The 15,986-nt window shown below is 71.7% G+C and carries 13 protein-coding genes; 10 read left to right on the top strand and 3 right to left on the bottom strand.

What is annotated here, in order from left to right:
- Position 1: 1 nt before the first annotated feature.
- Entirely contained in the window at positions 2-1,120 is a 1,119-nt protein-coding gene (locus GGQ69_RS12245; protein ID WP_183528943.1) for an extracellular solute-binding protein, read from the bottom strand.
- A gap of 260 nt (positions 1,121-1,380) precedes the next feature.
- On the opposite strand from GGQ69_RS12245, the gene GGQ69_RS12250 reads away from it, so the two are divergent.
- From GGQ69_RS12250 to GGQ69_RS12285, 8 genes are all read left to right on the top strand, one after another.
- Positions 1,381-2,001 carry a helix-turn-helix domain-containing protein gene (locus GGQ69_RS12250; RefSeq protein ID WP_183528945.1) on the top strand — a complete coding sequence of 207 codons (621 nt, stop codon included), beginning with the start codon at positions 1,381-1,383 and terminating at the stop codon, positions 1,999-2,001.
- 56 nt (positions 2,002-2,057) lie between these two features.
- Positions 2,058-3,476 (top strand): NAD(P)/FAD-dependent oxidoreductase, encoded by a 1,419-nt coding sequence (locus GGQ69_RS12255; protein ID WP_183528947.1) that lies wholly within the window; start codon positions 2,058-2,060, stop codon positions 3,474-3,476.
- Entirely contained in the window at positions 3,473-4,702 is a 1,230-nt protein-coding gene (locus GGQ69_RS12260) for an NAD(P)/FAD-dependent oxidoreductase (protein ID WP_183528949.1), read from the top strand. Before GGQ69_RS12255 ends, GGQ69_RS12260 begins: the two co-directional genes overlap by 4 nt.
- A gap of 17 nt (positions 4,703-4,719) precedes the next feature.
- A complete protein-coding gene (locus tag GGQ69_RS12265) occupies positions 4,720-6,165 on the top strand; it encodes an aldehyde dehydrogenase family protein (RefSeq protein WP_183528951.1) in 1,446 nt (481 codons plus the stop codon).
- Positions 6,165-7,445, top strand: a complete 1,281-nt coding sequence (locus GGQ69_RS12270) for a CdaR family transcriptional regulator (RefSeq protein WP_183528953.1) — start codon at positions 6,165-6,167, stop codon at positions 7,443-7,445. The genes GGQ69_RS12265 and GGQ69_RS12270 overlap by 1 nt, the downstream gene beginning before the upstream one ends.
- 193 nt (positions 7,446-7,638) lie before the next feature.
- Positions 7,639-8,856 carry a CaiB/BaiF CoA-transferase family protein gene (locus GGQ69_RS12275; RefSeq protein WP_255459693.1) on the top strand — a complete coding sequence of 406 codons (1,218 nt, stop codon included), beginning with the start codon at positions 7,639-7,641 and terminating at the stop codon, positions 8,854-8,856.
- Between the two features lie 266 nt (positions 8,857-9,122).
- Complete coding sequence (locus tag GGQ69_RS12280; RefSeq protein ID WP_183529468.1) at positions 9,123-10,298, top strand: acyl-CoA dehydrogenase family protein; 1,176 nt, start codon at positions 9,123-9,125, stop codon at positions 10,296-10,298.
- 135 nt (positions 10,299-10,433) lie between these two features.
- Positions 10,434-11,480, top strand: coding sequence for a DUF2157 domain-containing protein (locus GGQ69_RS12285; protein WP_183528955.1), 1,047 nt, complete (start codon positions 10,434-10,436; stop codon positions 11,478-11,480).
- 28 nt (positions 11,481-11,508) lie between these two features.
- On the opposite strand, the gene GGQ69_RS12290 is transcribed toward GGQ69_RS12285, so the two are convergent.
- Positions 11,509-12,387: a transporter substrate-binding domain-containing protein gene (locus GGQ69_RS12290; RefSeq protein ID WP_255459694.1), complete on the bottom strand. Its 879-nt coding sequence runs from the start codon at positions 12,385-12,387 to the stop codon at positions 11,509-11,511.
- 172 nt (positions 12,388-12,559) lie between these two features.
- On the opposite strand from GGQ69_RS12290, the gene GGQ69_RS12295 reads away from it, so the two are divergent.
- Complete coding sequence (locus GGQ69_RS12295; RefSeq protein WP_183528956.1) at positions 12,560-13,954, top strand: MFS transporter; 1,395 nt, start codon at positions 12,560-12,562, stop codon at positions 13,952-13,954.
- Between the two features lie 43 nt (positions 13,955-13,997).
- Here GGQ69_RS12295 and GGQ69_RS12300 read toward each other — a convergent pair whose 3' ends face one another.
- A complete protein-coding gene (locus tag GGQ69_RS12300) occupies positions 13,998-14,654 on the bottom strand; it encodes a WhiB family transcriptional regulator (RefSeq protein ID WP_183528959.1) in 657 nt (218 codons plus the stop codon).
- A gap of 391 nt (positions 14,655-15,045) precedes the next feature.
- Here GGQ69_RS12300 and GGQ69_RS12305 point away from each other — a divergent pair, with 391 nt between their 5' ends.
- Complete coding sequence (locus GGQ69_RS12305; protein ID WP_183528960.1) at positions 15,046-15,912, top strand: metal-dependent hydrolase; 867 nt, start codon at positions 15,046-15,048, stop codon at positions 15,910-15,912.
- Positions 15,913-15,986: the final 74 nt, after the last annotated feature.

Below are 15,986 nucleotides of genomic sequence, written 5' to 3' on the forward strand. Positions count from 1 at the left end.
GTCAGCCCCCGGTCACCCAGCCCGACCACTCGGTGGCGAGCGCGTCGTAGTTCTCGACCCAGAAGTCGACGTTGGGGTAATGACCCGTCTCCAGGTTCTCCGTCGTCATCCAGGTCTTCAGCGTGTCATCGAGTTCGGGCTTCGCCTCGGTGTTGATGGGGCCGTACGAGGTCTCCTCGGTCATGGTGGCCTGTTGCTCGGCACCCCCGTAGAAGTTCACGGCCGCGAACGCCGCGTCGAGGTTCTTGGTGCCCTTGGGGATGCCGGTGGAGTCGACCATGACCATCCACTCGTCCCACATCGGCGCCACCGGGGCTCCGGCCGCCGCCGCTCCGTACCCGCGGCCGCTCCAGACCAGGCCCATGACGGCCTCGCCGCTCTCGAGCTGCTGCTGGGCCTGGGCGCCACTCGTCCAGCCGATGACGTCGTCCCCGAGTGACCGGTACTTCTCCATGGCCGTGGGGATCTGCTCCGGGGTGAGGTTGGCGGTGTCACCGCCGTCCGCCACGATGGCGAACTCGAGCATCTGCGGATCGACGTACTGCGACATGCTGACCGTGCGCTTACCCGGGAACTTCTCGGTGTCGAAGAAGTCCGCGGCGCTGGTCGGAGGGTTGTCCCCAAAGGCCTCCGTGTTGTAGGCCACGACGAGCCCGTAGAGGATCTGCGGCACCATGCAGTCGTCCGTGATGGTGCCCTCGGGCACCTTGGAGATGTCCACCTTCGAGTAGTCGTACTCCTCGTACAGCGTGCCGCAGAAACGGGCGGTGTCGAACTGCGTGGTGTTGACGAGGTCCCACGTCGTGTTCCCGCTCTCCACCATCGCCTTGAGCTTGCCGGGATCGAAGGCGTCCTGCTGGAACGTCGCCCCCGTCACCTCGGCGAAGGGGGTCCAGGCCGCAGTGGTCTGGCCCTCCTGGAAGATGCCGCCGGAGCCGGCGAAGGTGAGCGTGACGCCCTCGAAGACCCCCTCGGGGACCTCGCCCGCCACGGGCGTCCCGAGGTCGTAGGTCGCGGAGGGCTCCGGTTCGGATGAGCCACAGCCGGCCAGCGCGACGGCGGCCGCCATGCCGAGGGTGACTGCGCGGATCGTACGCCGCCGCGGGGATGTGGTGTGCATGGGTACTCCTCAGGTTGTCCGTAGACCCCATATGCCTGCCCCGCAGAGCCATTCCGTACTGAACAGGCGTTAAGTCCTGCTTGCGATGACGTTCAGAATAGCAATATGGTGGGCAAACACAATAGCTGATCCACACTCTCCTTGTGACAGTCCTCACGCCGTATTCCCGGCGGGAAATGCGATCAGGAAGGCACTGGCATGCACAGATCGTCCGCCCACGTCAGCGCGGCACGCCTCCCACTGCCCGGCGACGGTCACCCATGACCGCCGAACAGTCCGACACCACGGTTCCCGACTCCGTCACCGGCACTCCCGGTCCCCGGGTCCGGCAGTTGCGCACCGACCGGGGCATGGGACTGCGGGAGCTGGCCTCGCTCACCGGCACCACGCCCAGCTTCATCAGCCAGTTCGAGCGGGGGGAATCGGGCGCCAGCATCGCCACGCTGGTCCGCATCGCCGAGGCGCTGGGCATCAACCTCGCCGATCTGTTCACCCAGCGCTCCCCGGCGGGACGGGTCACCCGGCTCGGGCGCCACCCCGCCATCCAGTCCGCGGGATACCGCAAGATCCTTCTCACCCCGCCGCCCCTGCAGGCCATCGAGGGATACCGCCTGGAGTTCGACGAGGGCGAGGGCACCGGTGACGAGCCCTACACCCACGGTGACGCCCAGGAGATCGTGACCGTCATCGACGGGGCCGCCGAGGTCACCATCGGCGAGGAGAAGCACGTCCTCCAACCGGGTGACACGGCCGAGTACCGCACCTCGACCCCGCACGCCATCCGCAACGCCGGCACCGGCACCGCGATCGTCCTGGTGATCACGAGCCCACCCACCGTCACGACCCTGGACATCGGTCCACAGATCGTCCCCGGCACCTGACCCGCCGCGGCCGCCCGCGGGCGGCCGTCGCTACCCCGACCCCCGAAGGAGCACCCGTGTCCGTCCCCCCGCCGAACCCTCCCGAGGAGTCCGCCGACGTCGTCGTCGTCGGTGCCGGTTTCGCCGGCCTCATCGCCGCGCGGGAACTGGCGAACTCGGGCCTCGACGTCGTGGTCCTCGAGGCCCGCGACCGCGTGGGCGGCCGCGTCTGGACGGACCACCGCCTGGGGCACGACCTGGAGCTGGGCGGGACCTGGGTGCACTGGGTCCAGCCCCACACGTGGGCGGAGCTGACTCGGTACGGGCGGGACATCGTCCGCAGCCCCCGCACCGAGGAGGCGTACTGGCTGGGCGCCGGCGGCCAGGTACGGACCGGGACCCTCGATGAGTTCAACGCGCTCATCGCCCCGGGGCAGGCGCGCATCGTCCGCGATGCCCTCACCGCCCTCCCCCGGCCCGCGGATCCCGCCTCCTCACCGGACCTGACCACCCTGGACCCCCGCTCGCTGCAGGACCGCCTGGACGAGCTCGACCTCGGCGAGGAGGAGCGGCGCGCCAACGAGTCCGTATGGGTGGGCCACGCCAACGCCCGGCTCGACGCCGTCGGCCTGGTCGGCGCGCTCCGGTGGGCCGCGGCCACCGGAGGGTTCTGGGAGCTGATGCACGAGGCCTCGGCCACCTATCGGGTGGACGGGGGCATGACCGCCTTCGCCGGGGACATCGCCCGGGACGTGCGCGGGAGCATCCGGCTGGGCCAGCGCGTGCGGTCGGTCCGGCAGGACCCGGACGGGGCCACCGTCGCCTACGGCGAGAACGGTTCCGGCTCCACCCTCCGGGCGCGGCGCGTGGTGGTGACCACCCCGTTCAACGCCATCCACCGGATCGACTTCGCACCGGCGCTGACCGGGGCGGTGGCCCGGATGAACGCCGAGAGGTCCGCCTCGCGCGGGGTCAAGGTGTGGATCAAGGTCCGGGGGCCGGTCCAGCGGTTCTTCGCCTACTCGAGCCAGGAGCACCCCCTCTCCGTCGTCAAGAGCGAGTTCATCGCCGACGACGCCTCGATCCTCGTGGGGTTCGGCCCGGACCACGAGGCCTTCGACGTCACGTCCGTCCGCGACGCGCAGGCCGCCCTGGACGTCTGGCGCGACGACCTCGAGGTCCTCGACGTGACCGGCCACGACTGGATGGCGGACGACCTGGCGGGGACGACCTGGCAGCTGTTCCGCCCGGGGCAGCTCACGCGGGACCTGGCCGGGCTCCAGGAACCCCAGGGAGCCGTGCACTTCGCCACCTCCGACAACGCCAACCTCTGGGGCGGGTTCGTCGACGGCGCGATCGAGAGCGGACTGCGGGCCGCGGCCCGCATCCGGCACGAGCTGGCAGGGTCCGCGGAACCGGCCCCGGAGCCCGTCGGCGTCGGGAACGCCGGAAGCCTCGGGAATGTCGGGAACGTCTGGAAGAAGGAGTCACGATGAAGGTGGTCATCGCCGGAGCCGGCCTCGCCGGCCTCACGAGCGCGTGGGAACTGCACAAGGGAGGCCACGAGGTCGTGGTGCTGGAGGCGCGGGACCGGGTGGGCGGCCGCACCTGGTCGGCCACCCTGCCCAACGGGGTGATCACCGAGCGCGGCGGCGAGTACATCTTCCCCACCGAGTTCGCCATCCGCCGCCTCGCGGCCGAGGTGGGCGTGCCCATCATGAGCCACGGCGTCCGGTACGCCCGGCGCACCCTCAACGGCCGGCACGTCGACGTCGACACGCTCACCCGGCGCATGGACGCCGCCCGGGACACCCTCCGGCGCATGCTCGAGGACGGGGAGCGGTCAGTGTCCGTCGCGGCCGTGTTCCGGGAGGCCCTCGGTGCCGGGTTCCGGGATGATCCCGTCTACCGGCGGATGGCGACGTCGCTGGCCGCGGACCCGGAAGCCGTGAGCGCCGAGGCCGCCGTGCTCCACGAGTCCTCCGCGGAAGACCTCTACGTCGAGGACGGCGGCCGGCTGGTCCACGGCAACCAGTCCCTCTCGCTCGAGCTGGCGCGCAGGCTGGGCGCGGCCATCCGGCTCGAGAGCCCGGTGGCCGGCGTCGAGCAGTCACCGCGGGGCGTGCGCTTCGAGCTGGCCGACGGCAGCAGCGTCGAGGGCGACGCCGGCGTCGTCGCCGTCCCGCTCCCGCTCCTGCGCTCCCTCCGGCTCGGCTTCGACCTGCCCGAACGCATGAGCATGGCCCTGGACCACCGGTTCATGGGGGTCGCCGCCAAGCTCGGGGTGCCGGTCTCGACGTCCGAGCAGGACTCGGCCGTGCAGAGCGCCGAGCACACGTGGTGGTCCTGGCAGTCCCTCGGTATCGACGGCGAGCACCGCGTCGCCGCCCTGTCCACCTTCGCGGGCGGGCCGGACGCGGTCGCGGCGCTGGACGTCGGGAACGGGCCCTCGCTGTGGGCGCAGAAGCTGCGCGAACTGCGCCCGTCCATGGTGCCGGACGGCGAGCCGCTGCTCACCACCTGGGCGGACGACGTCTGGACGCGCGGCGCCTACAGCGCGGCAGGACTCGACTGGAGCGCCGCGGACGCCACGGCCTTCGACGAGGCCGCGGGCCGCGTGGCGATCGCCGGTGAGCACACCGGTCTGGCACAGTCACTCTCGGGCGCCGTGGCCTCGGGCTACCGCGCCGCGGCGGCACTCGACCGGGTGCTCCAGGCATGACGACGAAGGAGCAGGCGATGACGCAGACCCCAGCCTTTGACAACTACGTCGGCGGAGCATGGGTGGGTTCGGAGGACCGCACGGAGAACGTGAACCCCTCGGACCTCTCGGACGTCATCGGGCGCTACGCCCAGGCGGACGCGGACACCGTCGCCGAGGCCGTCCAGGCCGCCCGTCACGCCTGGCCGGAGTGGGCGGAGGCCGGCCCCCTGGCCCGGTCGCAGGTCCTGTCCCGCGCGTCCGGGCAGCTGGCGGCCCGGTCCGCCGAGCTGGGGGACCTGCTGGCCCGCGAGCTCGGCAAGCCGATCGCCGAGGCCGTGGCCGAGGTCAACCGGGCCGCGCAGATCTTCGACTTCTTCGCCGGGGAGGCCCTGCGCAACGCCGGGACGGTGATCGACTCCGTCCGGCCGGGGCTGATCGCCGAGATGCACCACGACCCCATGGGCGTGGTCGGCGTCATCACCCCGTGGAACTTCCCCATCGCCATCCCGGCCTGGAAGATCGCCCCCGCCCTGGCCTTCGGCAACGCCGTGGTGTTCAAGCCGGCCGGCATCACCCCCGGATGCGCCTGGGAACTGACGAGGATCCTGGCCGACGCCGGGCTCCCGGACGGGGTGCTGAACCTCGTCATGGGCTCCGGCGCCGTGACCGGCGCGGCCATGACCGGGTCGTCCGCGGTGGACGCCCTCAGCTTCACCGGTTCCCAGGCCGTGGGCCGGGGACTGGCGGCCGCCTGCGTGGCCCAGGGGATCAAGGTCCAGTGCGAGATGGGCGGGAAGAACCCACTCGTGGTCCTGGGCGATGCCGACCTCGACCACGCGGTGGAGTGTGCCCTCAATGGGGCGTTCTTCTCCAATGGACAGCGGTGCACCGCCTCCTCCCGGCTGATCGTCACCGCCGACGTCCACGACGAGTTCGTGGACCGGCTCCTGGCGAGGGTCGGGGCAATGACGGTCGGGGATGCCCGGGATCCCGGCTCCGCGGTCGGCCCCATCTCCAGCCGCGGGCAGCTGGAGGGCAACCTGGCCTATGTCCGCACGGCCCGCGAGGAGGGCGGGGAGGTCCACGGCGGCGAACGGCTCCGGCTCGCCACGGACGGCCACTACATGTCCCCCGCCCTGGTCACCGGGACGACCAACGCCATGACGATCAACCGCGAGGAGGTCTTCGGGCCGGTGGCGGCCGTGATCAGGGTGGCCGACTACGACGAGGCGCTGGCCACCGCCAACGACACCGAGTTCGGGCTGTCCTCGGGGATCTGCACCGGCAGCCTGGCGCACGCCGCCGACTTCAAGCGCCGGTCCCAGGCCGGCATGGTCATGGTCAACGCGCCCACGGCCGGAGTGGACCCCCACGTCTCCTTCGGCGGGCGCAAGGGCTCCAGCTACGGAGCGCGGGAACAGGGCAGCGCGGCCCGGGAGTTCTACACCCAGCACAAGACCACCTACACCGATCCCCGGTGATGCCGGCGACCTGGCCCGCCCCCGCCGGTGACGTCCGGGATCCGGACTCCCGCGCCCTGCTGCTGATCTCCGAACGCGTCAACGCCCGCATCGAGGACATCGCCCGGCGCCTCGCCCAGACCTACCGGGACGAGGTCGTCGAGTACCGCGCCTTCGCCGACGGCGTCGTCGAGCGCGACGTGCTGCCGCTCGCCTCGGAGAAGATCCGCCAGATGCTCACCTCCCTGATGACGGAGACCCCGCCCGCCCAGGAGGAGATCCGCCTGAACGCGCGGGCGGCCGCACGCCGCTTCCACCAGGCCGTGCCCCTGCCGGCGTTGCTGCGCGCCTACCGGGTGCGGGAGCGCACCATCTGGGACGAGCTCGTGGACTGTGCCGACCTCCAGGACCCGGCCCAGCTGCGGGTGCTGCTCAGGCTGGCCGGCCGGGTCATGGAACACGTCGACATCATGTCCGCGGCGGTGGTCCAGGCCTACGTGGAGGAACAGGCGGGCCTGCGCCGGAACCGGCCGATCCTCCGCAGTGACGTCCTGGAGGCCCTGATCCACGGCCGGGCGGCGCCGGAGGCGCGCGCCCGGCTCCGGGACGCCCTGGACCTGCAGGGCTTCGACCTCGAGGGCCACCGGCACGCGATCCTCACGTTCCGCTTCCCCCCGGGGCAGCAGGACCTCGCCCGGGCCCAGGAGGTGACGTCCCGCGCCCTGGGGGAACCCCTCGAGGGCACGACGCGCGGGCGGCTGGGCCTGATGGGACTGCGGGACGAGGAGATCGTCTGGCTCGTGGAGGCCCCCGAGCACGGCCGCGGCCTGCAGGAGGCCGCCGCCCGCGCCGTGCAGGAGGTGGAGGGACTGGTGGCCGGGGTGGGCAGCAGCGGCGACGGCGTGGAGCATGCGGCCGTCAGCTACCGGCAGGCACGGGCCGCGACCGACATCGCCCTGACCACGCCCGGCGCAGACCGGGTCCAGACCCACCGCGACGTGTTGCTCGGCCTCACCCTCGCGGAGGGGGCCGACGCCGCCGGACTCGTGGAGTCCGCGCTCGAGCCCCTGCTCGCCTACGACCGGGAGCACGGCACGGAGCTGCTGGAGACCCTCGAAGCCTACATCCAGCACCGGTACCAGGCTGCCCGTGCCGCCACGGTCCTGCACGTCCGCCCCAACACCGTGCTCTACCGCCTCAAGCGCATCGCCCGGGTCACGGGGCACGACCCCATGCATCCCGACGGGCTGCTGGTGCTCTCCCTGGGGATCCGGACCCTGCGGAGTCGCCGGAGCACGTGAGGGATCCCGCGTCCGGCCACGAGCACGGCCGGGTCCGGCACGTGTGGCCCGGCTGGTTCCCGGGGCACCAGTCCTTGACGAATCGTCAATGCCGGGTCGGCAGGACTGCGCAATCGGCAGTTCTGCCCGGCGGTGCGGATCCCTAGGCTGGGATCCACCGCAGCCGCGACGACCCCCGGAGGGACACCCGATCATGTCAGCCACGCCCCACCTGCATCCGGACCGCGTCGCGTCCCCGCTCTCGGACCCGGCGACCGCGGAGGGCCACCTGCCGCTGGACGGGGTGCTGGTGGCCGACTTCTCCCGGGTGCTGGCCGGCCCACTGGCCACCATGACCCTGGCAGACCTCGGGGCGCGGGTGATCAAGGTCGAGCGCCCCGGAACCGGTGATGACACCCGCTCGTGGTCCCCCCCGTCGTCGGCCACCGGGGCGACCTACTTCGAGTCCGTGAACCGCAACAAGGAGTCCGTCTGCTGGGACCTGTCCGACCAGGACGACCTGGAGAAGGCCCGCCGGCTCGCGGCCCGGGCAGACGTGCTGGTGGAGAACTTCAAGCCCGGAGGCCTGGCTGCCCTGGGCCTGGGCTACGAGGAACTGTCCGCCCTCAACCCCGGCCTGGTCTACGCCTCCATCTCCGGTTTCGGGGATGCCGGTGGGGCGCACCTGCCCGGGTACGACTTCATCGTGCAGGCCGCCGGGGGGCTGATGAGCATCACCGGCACCCCGGAGCTGCCGATGAAGGCCGGCGTGGCCCTGGTCGATGTCCTGACGGCGAAGGACACCACCATCGCCGTGCTGGCGGCGCTGAACCGTCGCCAGGCCACCGGCCGGGGGGCCCACCTCAAGCTCAACCTGCTCTCGTCCCTGCAGGGCGCCCTGGCGAACCAGGGCCAGGCCTGGCTGGGCGCCGGCGTGGTCCCGTCACGCATGGGCAACGACCATCCCTCGATCGTCCCCTACCAGTTGCTGGACTGCCAGGACCGGCCGCTGGCCGTCGCCATCGGCAATGACGGCCAGTTCCGGCGGTTCGTCGAGGCCCTCGGCCTCCCGGCCGTGGCGGACGACGAGCGGTTCGCCACGAACTCCCAGCGCGTCGCCCACCGCGATGAGCTCCGTGGCCTCCTGGAGCAGGCCCTGGGACGGCACCCCGCGGCCGAGTGGCGGGACACCCTGATGGCCGCCGGCCTGCCGTGCGCCCTGGTCGGCGGGATCGACGAGGGCGTCGACCTGGCCCAGGGCCTCGGGCTCGATCCCGTGGTGGAGCTCACCGGCCCCACGGGCGAGGTGACCGGGCGGCAGTTCCGCCACCCGACGCAATGGGACCCGCCCCTCAAGCACCCCCGGCTGGCCCCGCCCGCCCTCGGCCAGGACACGGAGTCCGTGAACGCCTGGCTCGCCCGGGACCACTGACCCGCTCCCGCTGAGGCGTGCACGCCGCGGTTCCCTCCCGCCGTGTCCGTTCTCCTGTCCGCACTGCAGCTCCCCCGTTCCCCGCTTCCGTTCTCCCCGATCAAGGACCTGACATGACCGCGAATACCGCCACTGACAGCACCCCGTCCACCCCATCCACCGCATCCACCGCCGGCGCGCCCGCCGCCTCGGTTGCCGCACCGGCCGGTCGGTCTGTGTCGGGGGATGTCTCGGCCTCGTTTTTGGGGCCGGTGGACCTGACGGGGATGGACGGGCTGTTCTCCGCCGAGGAGAAGGCCCTGGCCCTGGACGTGCGGGCGGTGGTGGATGAGGTCATCCGCCCGAACATCGCCGGCTGGTACGAGGCGGCGGTGTTCCCGCGGGAGATCGTCCCGGAGCTGGGCCGGTTGGGGGTGCTGGGCATGCACCTGGAGGGGTACGGGTGCGCGGGCCGGTCGGCGGTTCAGTACGGGTTGGCGGCCCAGGAGCTGGAGGCCGGGGACTCCGGGCTGCGCACCTTCGTCTCGGTCCAGGGCTCCCTGGCGATGTCCGCGATCCACAAGCACGGCTCCGAGGCCCAGAAACAGCAGTGGCTGCCGGCCATGGCCGCCGGTGAGGCGATCGGCTGCTTCGGGCTCACCGAACCCGGGGCCGGCTCGGACCCGGCCTCGATGAGAACCACCGCCGTCCAGGAACCGGGTGGGGACTGGGTGCTCACCGGGACCAAGCGGTGGATCGGTCTGGCCACCCTGGCCGACGTGGCGATCATCTGGGCCCAGACCGGTGAGCACGGGGACGGCCGGGGGGTGCGCGGGTTCGTGGTCCCCACGGACACGCCCGGGTTCTCCGCTGAGGCGATCGGGCAGAAGCTGTCCATGCGCGCCAGCGTGCAGTGCGAGATCACCCTGACCGATGTCCGCCTGCCGGCGGAGGCGATCCTGCCGGCCGAGAGCGCGGTGGGCCTGAAGGGCCCGTTCCAGTGCCTGAACGAGGCCCGGTACGGGATCATCTGGGGCGTGATGGGCGCGGCCCGGGACTCGTTCAACGCGGTGCTGGACTACACGCTGGGCCGGGAACAGTTCGGCACCCCGCTGGCGTCCTACCAGTTGACGCAGGCCAAGCTGGCGGACATGGCGGTGGCCATCAACAAGGGCTATTTGCTGGCCCATCAGATCGGCCGGACCAAGGACACCAACCCGGCCGCGGTGACTCCGGCGATGATCTCCACCGGGAAGCTGGACAACTGCCGGGTCGCGATCGGCATCGCCCGCGAGGCCCGGGAGATGCTCGGGGGCAACGGGATCACCCTGGAGCACTCCCCGCTGCGCCACGCCAACAACCTCGAGTCCGTGCGCACCTACGAGGGCACCGACGAGGTCCACCAACTCACCATCGGCCGCACCCTGACCGGCATCGGCGCCTTCACCCGAACGCAGGCCTGACCATGACCCACCAGCAGACCCAACCGCAGACCCAGCAACAGACCGGGCCGAGCCTGGCCCGGACCTGACAGAGACCGGGGCCTGACCGGGACCGGGGCCTGACCCGGAGCATCACCGGAGGGTTATGCTTCGCGCATGAATGAGCAGGGGACCTCGCGCCGGATCGTCACGGGCCTGGTGGATGCCGGGCTGGTGGACGCACAGCGGGCGGAGGACGCGATCTCCGTCGTCGAGCGCCAGCTCGCCCCGCCCGGTGCCGTCGGTGCGCCGGAGGAACGCCGGCGGACGGGTCCGCGACTGACCGAGGTGATCGCCTACGCGGGCGCCGCGCTGGTCGTCGTCGCGGTCATCCTGCTTGCCGCGCAGTACTGGGGCGACCTCACGGCCCTCCAGCGCAGCCTGATCCTCGGGGGCATCGCCGTCGTGCTCCTGGCCGGTGCCCTCGTGATCGTCCGGGCCGCGGGCGGCGCCTGGCTGCTACGCGACCGGCTCGGCCCGCGTCCCCGGTTCCTGGCCGGGACGCTCGTGGTCGCGGCGTCCATCGCGGCCGGCGTCGCGCTGGGCAGCTGGATCCTGCACGAGAACTTCCCGCCGCCGTCCTACGACCTGCACAACGTGTCCATGACCTCCGGGGTGGTGCTGGCCCTGGTCATCCTGCTGGTCGGCTATGTGCTGGCTCCCTCACCGCTGCTGCACCTGGCGCTGGCCCTGGCCACCGTCGTGTTCCTCACCAGTGTCTGGACGGGTGACGACTACCGCGCCGAGGTGCTGCGCGCCGTGCTGATCCTGGCGGTGGGCGCCACATGGCTCGCCCTCTCCCTGCTCGGCCGGTGGTGGGCCGAACCCCAGCTGGGCGGGGCGGTCGGGGCACTGATGCTGCTCCTGGGGGCGCAGGTCCTCCTGGCGCATCCCGAACCCGGCTGGGCGTACGCGGTGACGTTCGTCGTCGCCCTGGCGCTGTTCGGCCTGTACTGGTGGCGCGGCTGGTGGCCCTTCCTGGCCGTGGGGGTCATCGCGCTGACCACCGCGGTCACGGAGGCGCTCATCGAGTGGACCGACGGCTCCCTCGGCGCCGGCGGCGCCACCCTGGTGGCCGGCCTGGTCCTGCTGGGGTCCTCCGGTGTGGCCGTGGTGCTCCGCCAGCGCCGGGGCCGACGGGCCCAGGAGGCCCCCGCCGCCTGAGGCCGGCGGTCCGCCCGGCGGCGTCGGCTCAGCGCTCCAGCGTCAGGTCCACGTCGCCGATCCAGGGGCGGGCGATCTCGTCATAGGTGCCGTCGTTCAGGGCGATGTCCAGCCACTGGTCCACGTAGTGCTTGAAGACCACGTCCCCCTGCGGGAGCATGTAGCCCTTCTGGAAGTAGTCGAACGGCTCGTCCGGATTGACCGCGCAGAGCTCCTCGTACTCGTGGTCGATGTACAGCACCTCCGAACGGTCGGTGGTCATCACGTCGGCGCGGCCGGCCACGATCTCGTCGAAGATCGTCAGGTTTTCGTGGGTCTTCAGCTCGCCCTCGGGGTAGTGCTCGCGGGCGAACTTCTCGTTGGTGCCTCCCTCCGGGAAGATCGAGGTGACGCCGGGACGGTTGATGTCCTCGATGGACCGGTACTTCCCGGCGTCCTCGCAGCGCGCGATGGGCGTCTTGCCGTCCTCCAGGGTCGGGGCGGTGAAGAAGACCTGTTCAGCACGCTCCGGGTTCATCGAGATGCCGCCGACCGCGATGTCGCACCCGGCCAGGTAGTCGTCCATGAGGGTCTTCCAACTGGTCTTGACCCACTCGACCTCGACGCCGAGGGTCTGCGCGAGGTCCCTGGCCATGTCCACGTCGATGCCCGTGAACTCCCCGGATCCCTCCGCCTGCTCGGTGAAGGGCGGGTAGTCACCGGTGGTGCAGACCGTGAGACGGCCGGAGTCCTTGATGGCGTCCAGCCGCGAGGCGCCGGCGGCCTCCCCCGAGCCCACGGCGGGCACCGGTGAGCTCTCCGCGTCACCCTGGGCACCCCTGATCTGATCGGCACAACCGGTGAGCGCGAGGGCGGCCACGCCCAGCAGGGCCAGGGCGGGGCGGAGGGGCGTCATTCGGGTTCTCATGGGGCTCCTGACGGTGGCAGAGGTGACCTGGCTCATACTATGCAGGCGCACCCCGCGGCCCCCGCACCGGCGCACCCGCCATGCGGCCCATCCCTTGACGTGACTCGGGTCACATGCTTCCATTTATGCAACCTCGTTGCAAACCCTGCAACCTCAACCAGGGTGGTTACACATGATCCGAAACTCATCCTCCGGCACGGGCTCTCAGCCCCTCACCAGCCAGCATCCCGAGTCGGGCACACCGGGCAATGACGCCCCCGATCTCTCCCTCAGCGGACAACCCCGCCCCGAGGAGATCCGTTCCACCCGACGCCGGGTGGTCGCCGCCAGCTTCATCGGCAACTTCGTCGAGTGGTTCGACTACGCCGTCTACGGCTATCTCGCGGTCACCATCACCGCGGTGTTCTTCCCCGAGTCCGATCCGCAGACCGGCCTCATGCTCACCTTCGCCCTGTTCGCGATCTCCTTCCTCGTCCGGCCCCTGGGCGGGTTCGTCTGGGGTCACCTCGGCGACCGCATCGGCCGGCGCACCGCGCTGTCCTGGTCCATCCTGCTGATGTCGATGGCGACCTTCTGCATCGCCCTGATCCCGTCCTACGCCGCCATCGGCATCTGGGCGCCGATCACCCTGCTGCTGCTGCGCGTGGTCCAGGGCTTCTCCGCCTCCGGTGAGTACGCCGGCGCCTCGGCCTTCCTCGTCGAGTACGCCCCGGCGAACCGGCGCGGCCTGTTCGCCGCCGTCGTCCCGGCCTCGACGGCGACCGGCCTGCTCCTCGGTTCCCTCATCGCCGCGCTGCTCACCGGCCTGCTCGACGCCGGGCAGATGAGCGACTGGGGCTGGCGACTGCCCTTCCTCCTGGCCGCCCCCATGGGCCTGATCGGCCGCTACATCCGCAACAAGCTCGAGGACACCCCGGTCTTCCGCGAACTGGCCGAGGAGGACGAGGCCGTCAAGACCCCCGTGTCCGACCTGTTCACGCAGCACTGGCGCGCACTGCTGGTGGCCAGCGGCGCCGTGCTGCTCAACGCCGTCGGCTTCTACGTGATCCTCAGCTACATGCCGACGTACCTCTCGCAGGAGATCGGCCTGGACGAGACGCTGTCCTACATCGCCACCACCGTGGCGCTGCTGACCTACATCGGTTTCATCTTCCTCACCGGCATGCTCTCCGACCGCTTCGGGCGCAAGAAGGTCCTCATCAGCGCCTCGGTGCTGTTCATCGTGCTGACCTACCCGGCGTTCGTCCTGCTGGGCACCGGCAGCTTCGTGGTGATCGTGCTGGTCCAGATCCTGCTCGGTGCCCTACTGACCCTCAACGACGGCACCCTGCCCAGCTTCCTGGCCGAGATGTTCCCCACGAGGGTCCGCTACTCCGGCTTCGCCGTCTCCTTCAACCTCTCCAACGCCGTCTTCGGCGGCACGGCCCCGCTCGTGGCCACGTGGCTCATCGCCACCTCGGGCACCGACCTCGCGCCGAGCTGGTACCTCATGGCCGCCGCCGCCGTCTCGTTCGTCGCCGTGGCCCTGGCCCCGGAGACCAGCCGCAAGCCGCTGCGGCACCGGTGACCGCCGCAGCGGCACCCTGACGCGCTGCCGTGGGCCGCGCCGCTCACCCGGCCTTCGAGGTCGGCGTGTTGCGGCGCGGCTTCACCGGGCGCTGGTTCAGGCTGCGGGCCAGCTCCCGCCGCTGGACCGGGGTGGTCCCGCCGCGGATACCGTACCGGCCGTGCAGGTCCACTCCCGTCTCCTGCGTCATCGCCTCCGCCAGGCACTCGCTGACCACGGGGCAGTCGTTGCAGATCGCCAGGGCCGCCTTCTTCTCCATGGGGTCCTTCGAGAAGAAGAGCTCGGTGTCACCCGGACCGCACTCGGCGTACAGCTTCCAGTCGCCCTCGGGCTTCCAGCCCTCGGACGTGTGTGCGGTGAGCGCGGTCAGCGGCGGCATCGGCCCGCGCGGCAGGTCCCGCACCGGCCCGCGCGGCCCGGGGGCACCGGATGCCGGGCGGCCGGACGCTGGGAGGTCGGGGATTGAGAGGCCGGGGGTGGTGATGCCGGAGGCCGGGGTGCCGGGGGCGGTGACCTCGGCGTCCGCGACACCCTGCGCCGGGACGTCAGGGGCGGCGACACCCGGAGAGGGAACGCCGGCCGCGCGGGCGCCTCGAGGAGCGACGCCCTGCGTGGGGACGCCCGAGCGGGCACCCCTTGGTGCCGGGCGGCCCCGGAACGCGTCCGCGGCGTCTCGGAGTGCGGGGTTCATGATGGCCATGACTGCGTCACCTTTTCTGTTCGAGCAGCGGCGAACCCCGAGCATGGTGGTGGCGGTGCTCGCCGCGGTCCGGGAACCGATGGGGTCGACGCCGGACCTGGGGTGGAAATCGACGGGTACATCTCGACGGTTACGCACGAATTACCGCTCCGGAGCCGAAAAGGTTGCAGGACACCTCCATCGACTGTCTCCGACCGGCGGATGACACCGCGGATGACCACCCCCGCGGGGGTGCCCGCAGGACGCCCGCCCCGCGACGGTTAAACCCGTCCGCCCCGTGTGATCAGATGTTGGGTGCCCTCGGGACCGGCCCTCCAGGCCGATCCCGAGGGCGTTCCGGGGTGCCGCCGCGACGGCACCCCACCTGATCTGCGAGGAGGGGACCCCGCCCATGATGGGACCACATCACGCCGCCTGCGGTGCGGCGGCCTGGGTGCTGATCGCCGCCGACGGTGAGCTGCCGCTGGGGCCGCTGGCCGGCGTCGGGCTGTTCGGCACGGGCACCGGGGCGTTGCTGACGCTGCCGGAGGCCATCCCCCTGGGATTCGGACTGCTGGGCGGGATCACGGACCTCGGCGTCCTGGCCGGGGCGATCGTCGCCGCCGGCGCCGCACTGCTGCCGGACGCCGACCACCGGCAAGCCTCCATCGCCCACTCCCTGCCGCCGGTCTCGGAGTGGTTGTGCCGCATCCTCGGCCGGGCCGCCGGTGGGCACCGCAACGGGACGCACTCGCTGCTGGGGATCGCCGCGTTCACCCTGATGGCCTGGCTGCTCTCCCGGTTGACGCTGCCGACCGAGTCCGGCGCGTTGCAGCTCGGCGCCGGGATCGGGACCGTGCTGCTGTCCGCCTTCGCGGTGAAGGCACTGCGGTTCATGCCGGACCGGGCACGCAGGGCCCCCTGGCTGGTGGGGATCCTGTGCGGGGCGCTGGTCACCGTGGGGCTGGGAGCGGAGAGCTCCTGGTTCGTGCTGGCGGTGGCGCTGGGCGTGGTGGTCCACGTCGCCGGGGACATGCTCACCGACGGCGGCTGCAACCTGCTGTGGCCCGTGCGCCTCCGGCGGCCACGGGAGCTGTCCCGGACGCCGCTGGTGCGGGAGATGTGGAGCAGTGGCGGGCGGATGAAGCTGCCCGTGCTGGGCCCCACCGGGTCACGGCGTGAGTGGGCGGCGGCCACCCTGATCTCCGCGGTCGCCGTGGTGGGCATGCTCAGTGCCGCGTGGGGCGTCGGTGTCCAGCTCCTCGGCACCGCGCTCTGATGCACCCCGCGCTCTGACGCACCCGGTCCGTCCCTCCCGGGCCTCGGGAGACCCCCGGGAGGCGACCCCCGGGA

It is taken from the genome of Micrococcus sp. TA1, assembly GCF_014199555.1.
Taxonomy (GTDB): Bacteria; Actinomycetota; Actinomycetes; order Actinomycetales; family Micrococcaceae; genus Citricoccus.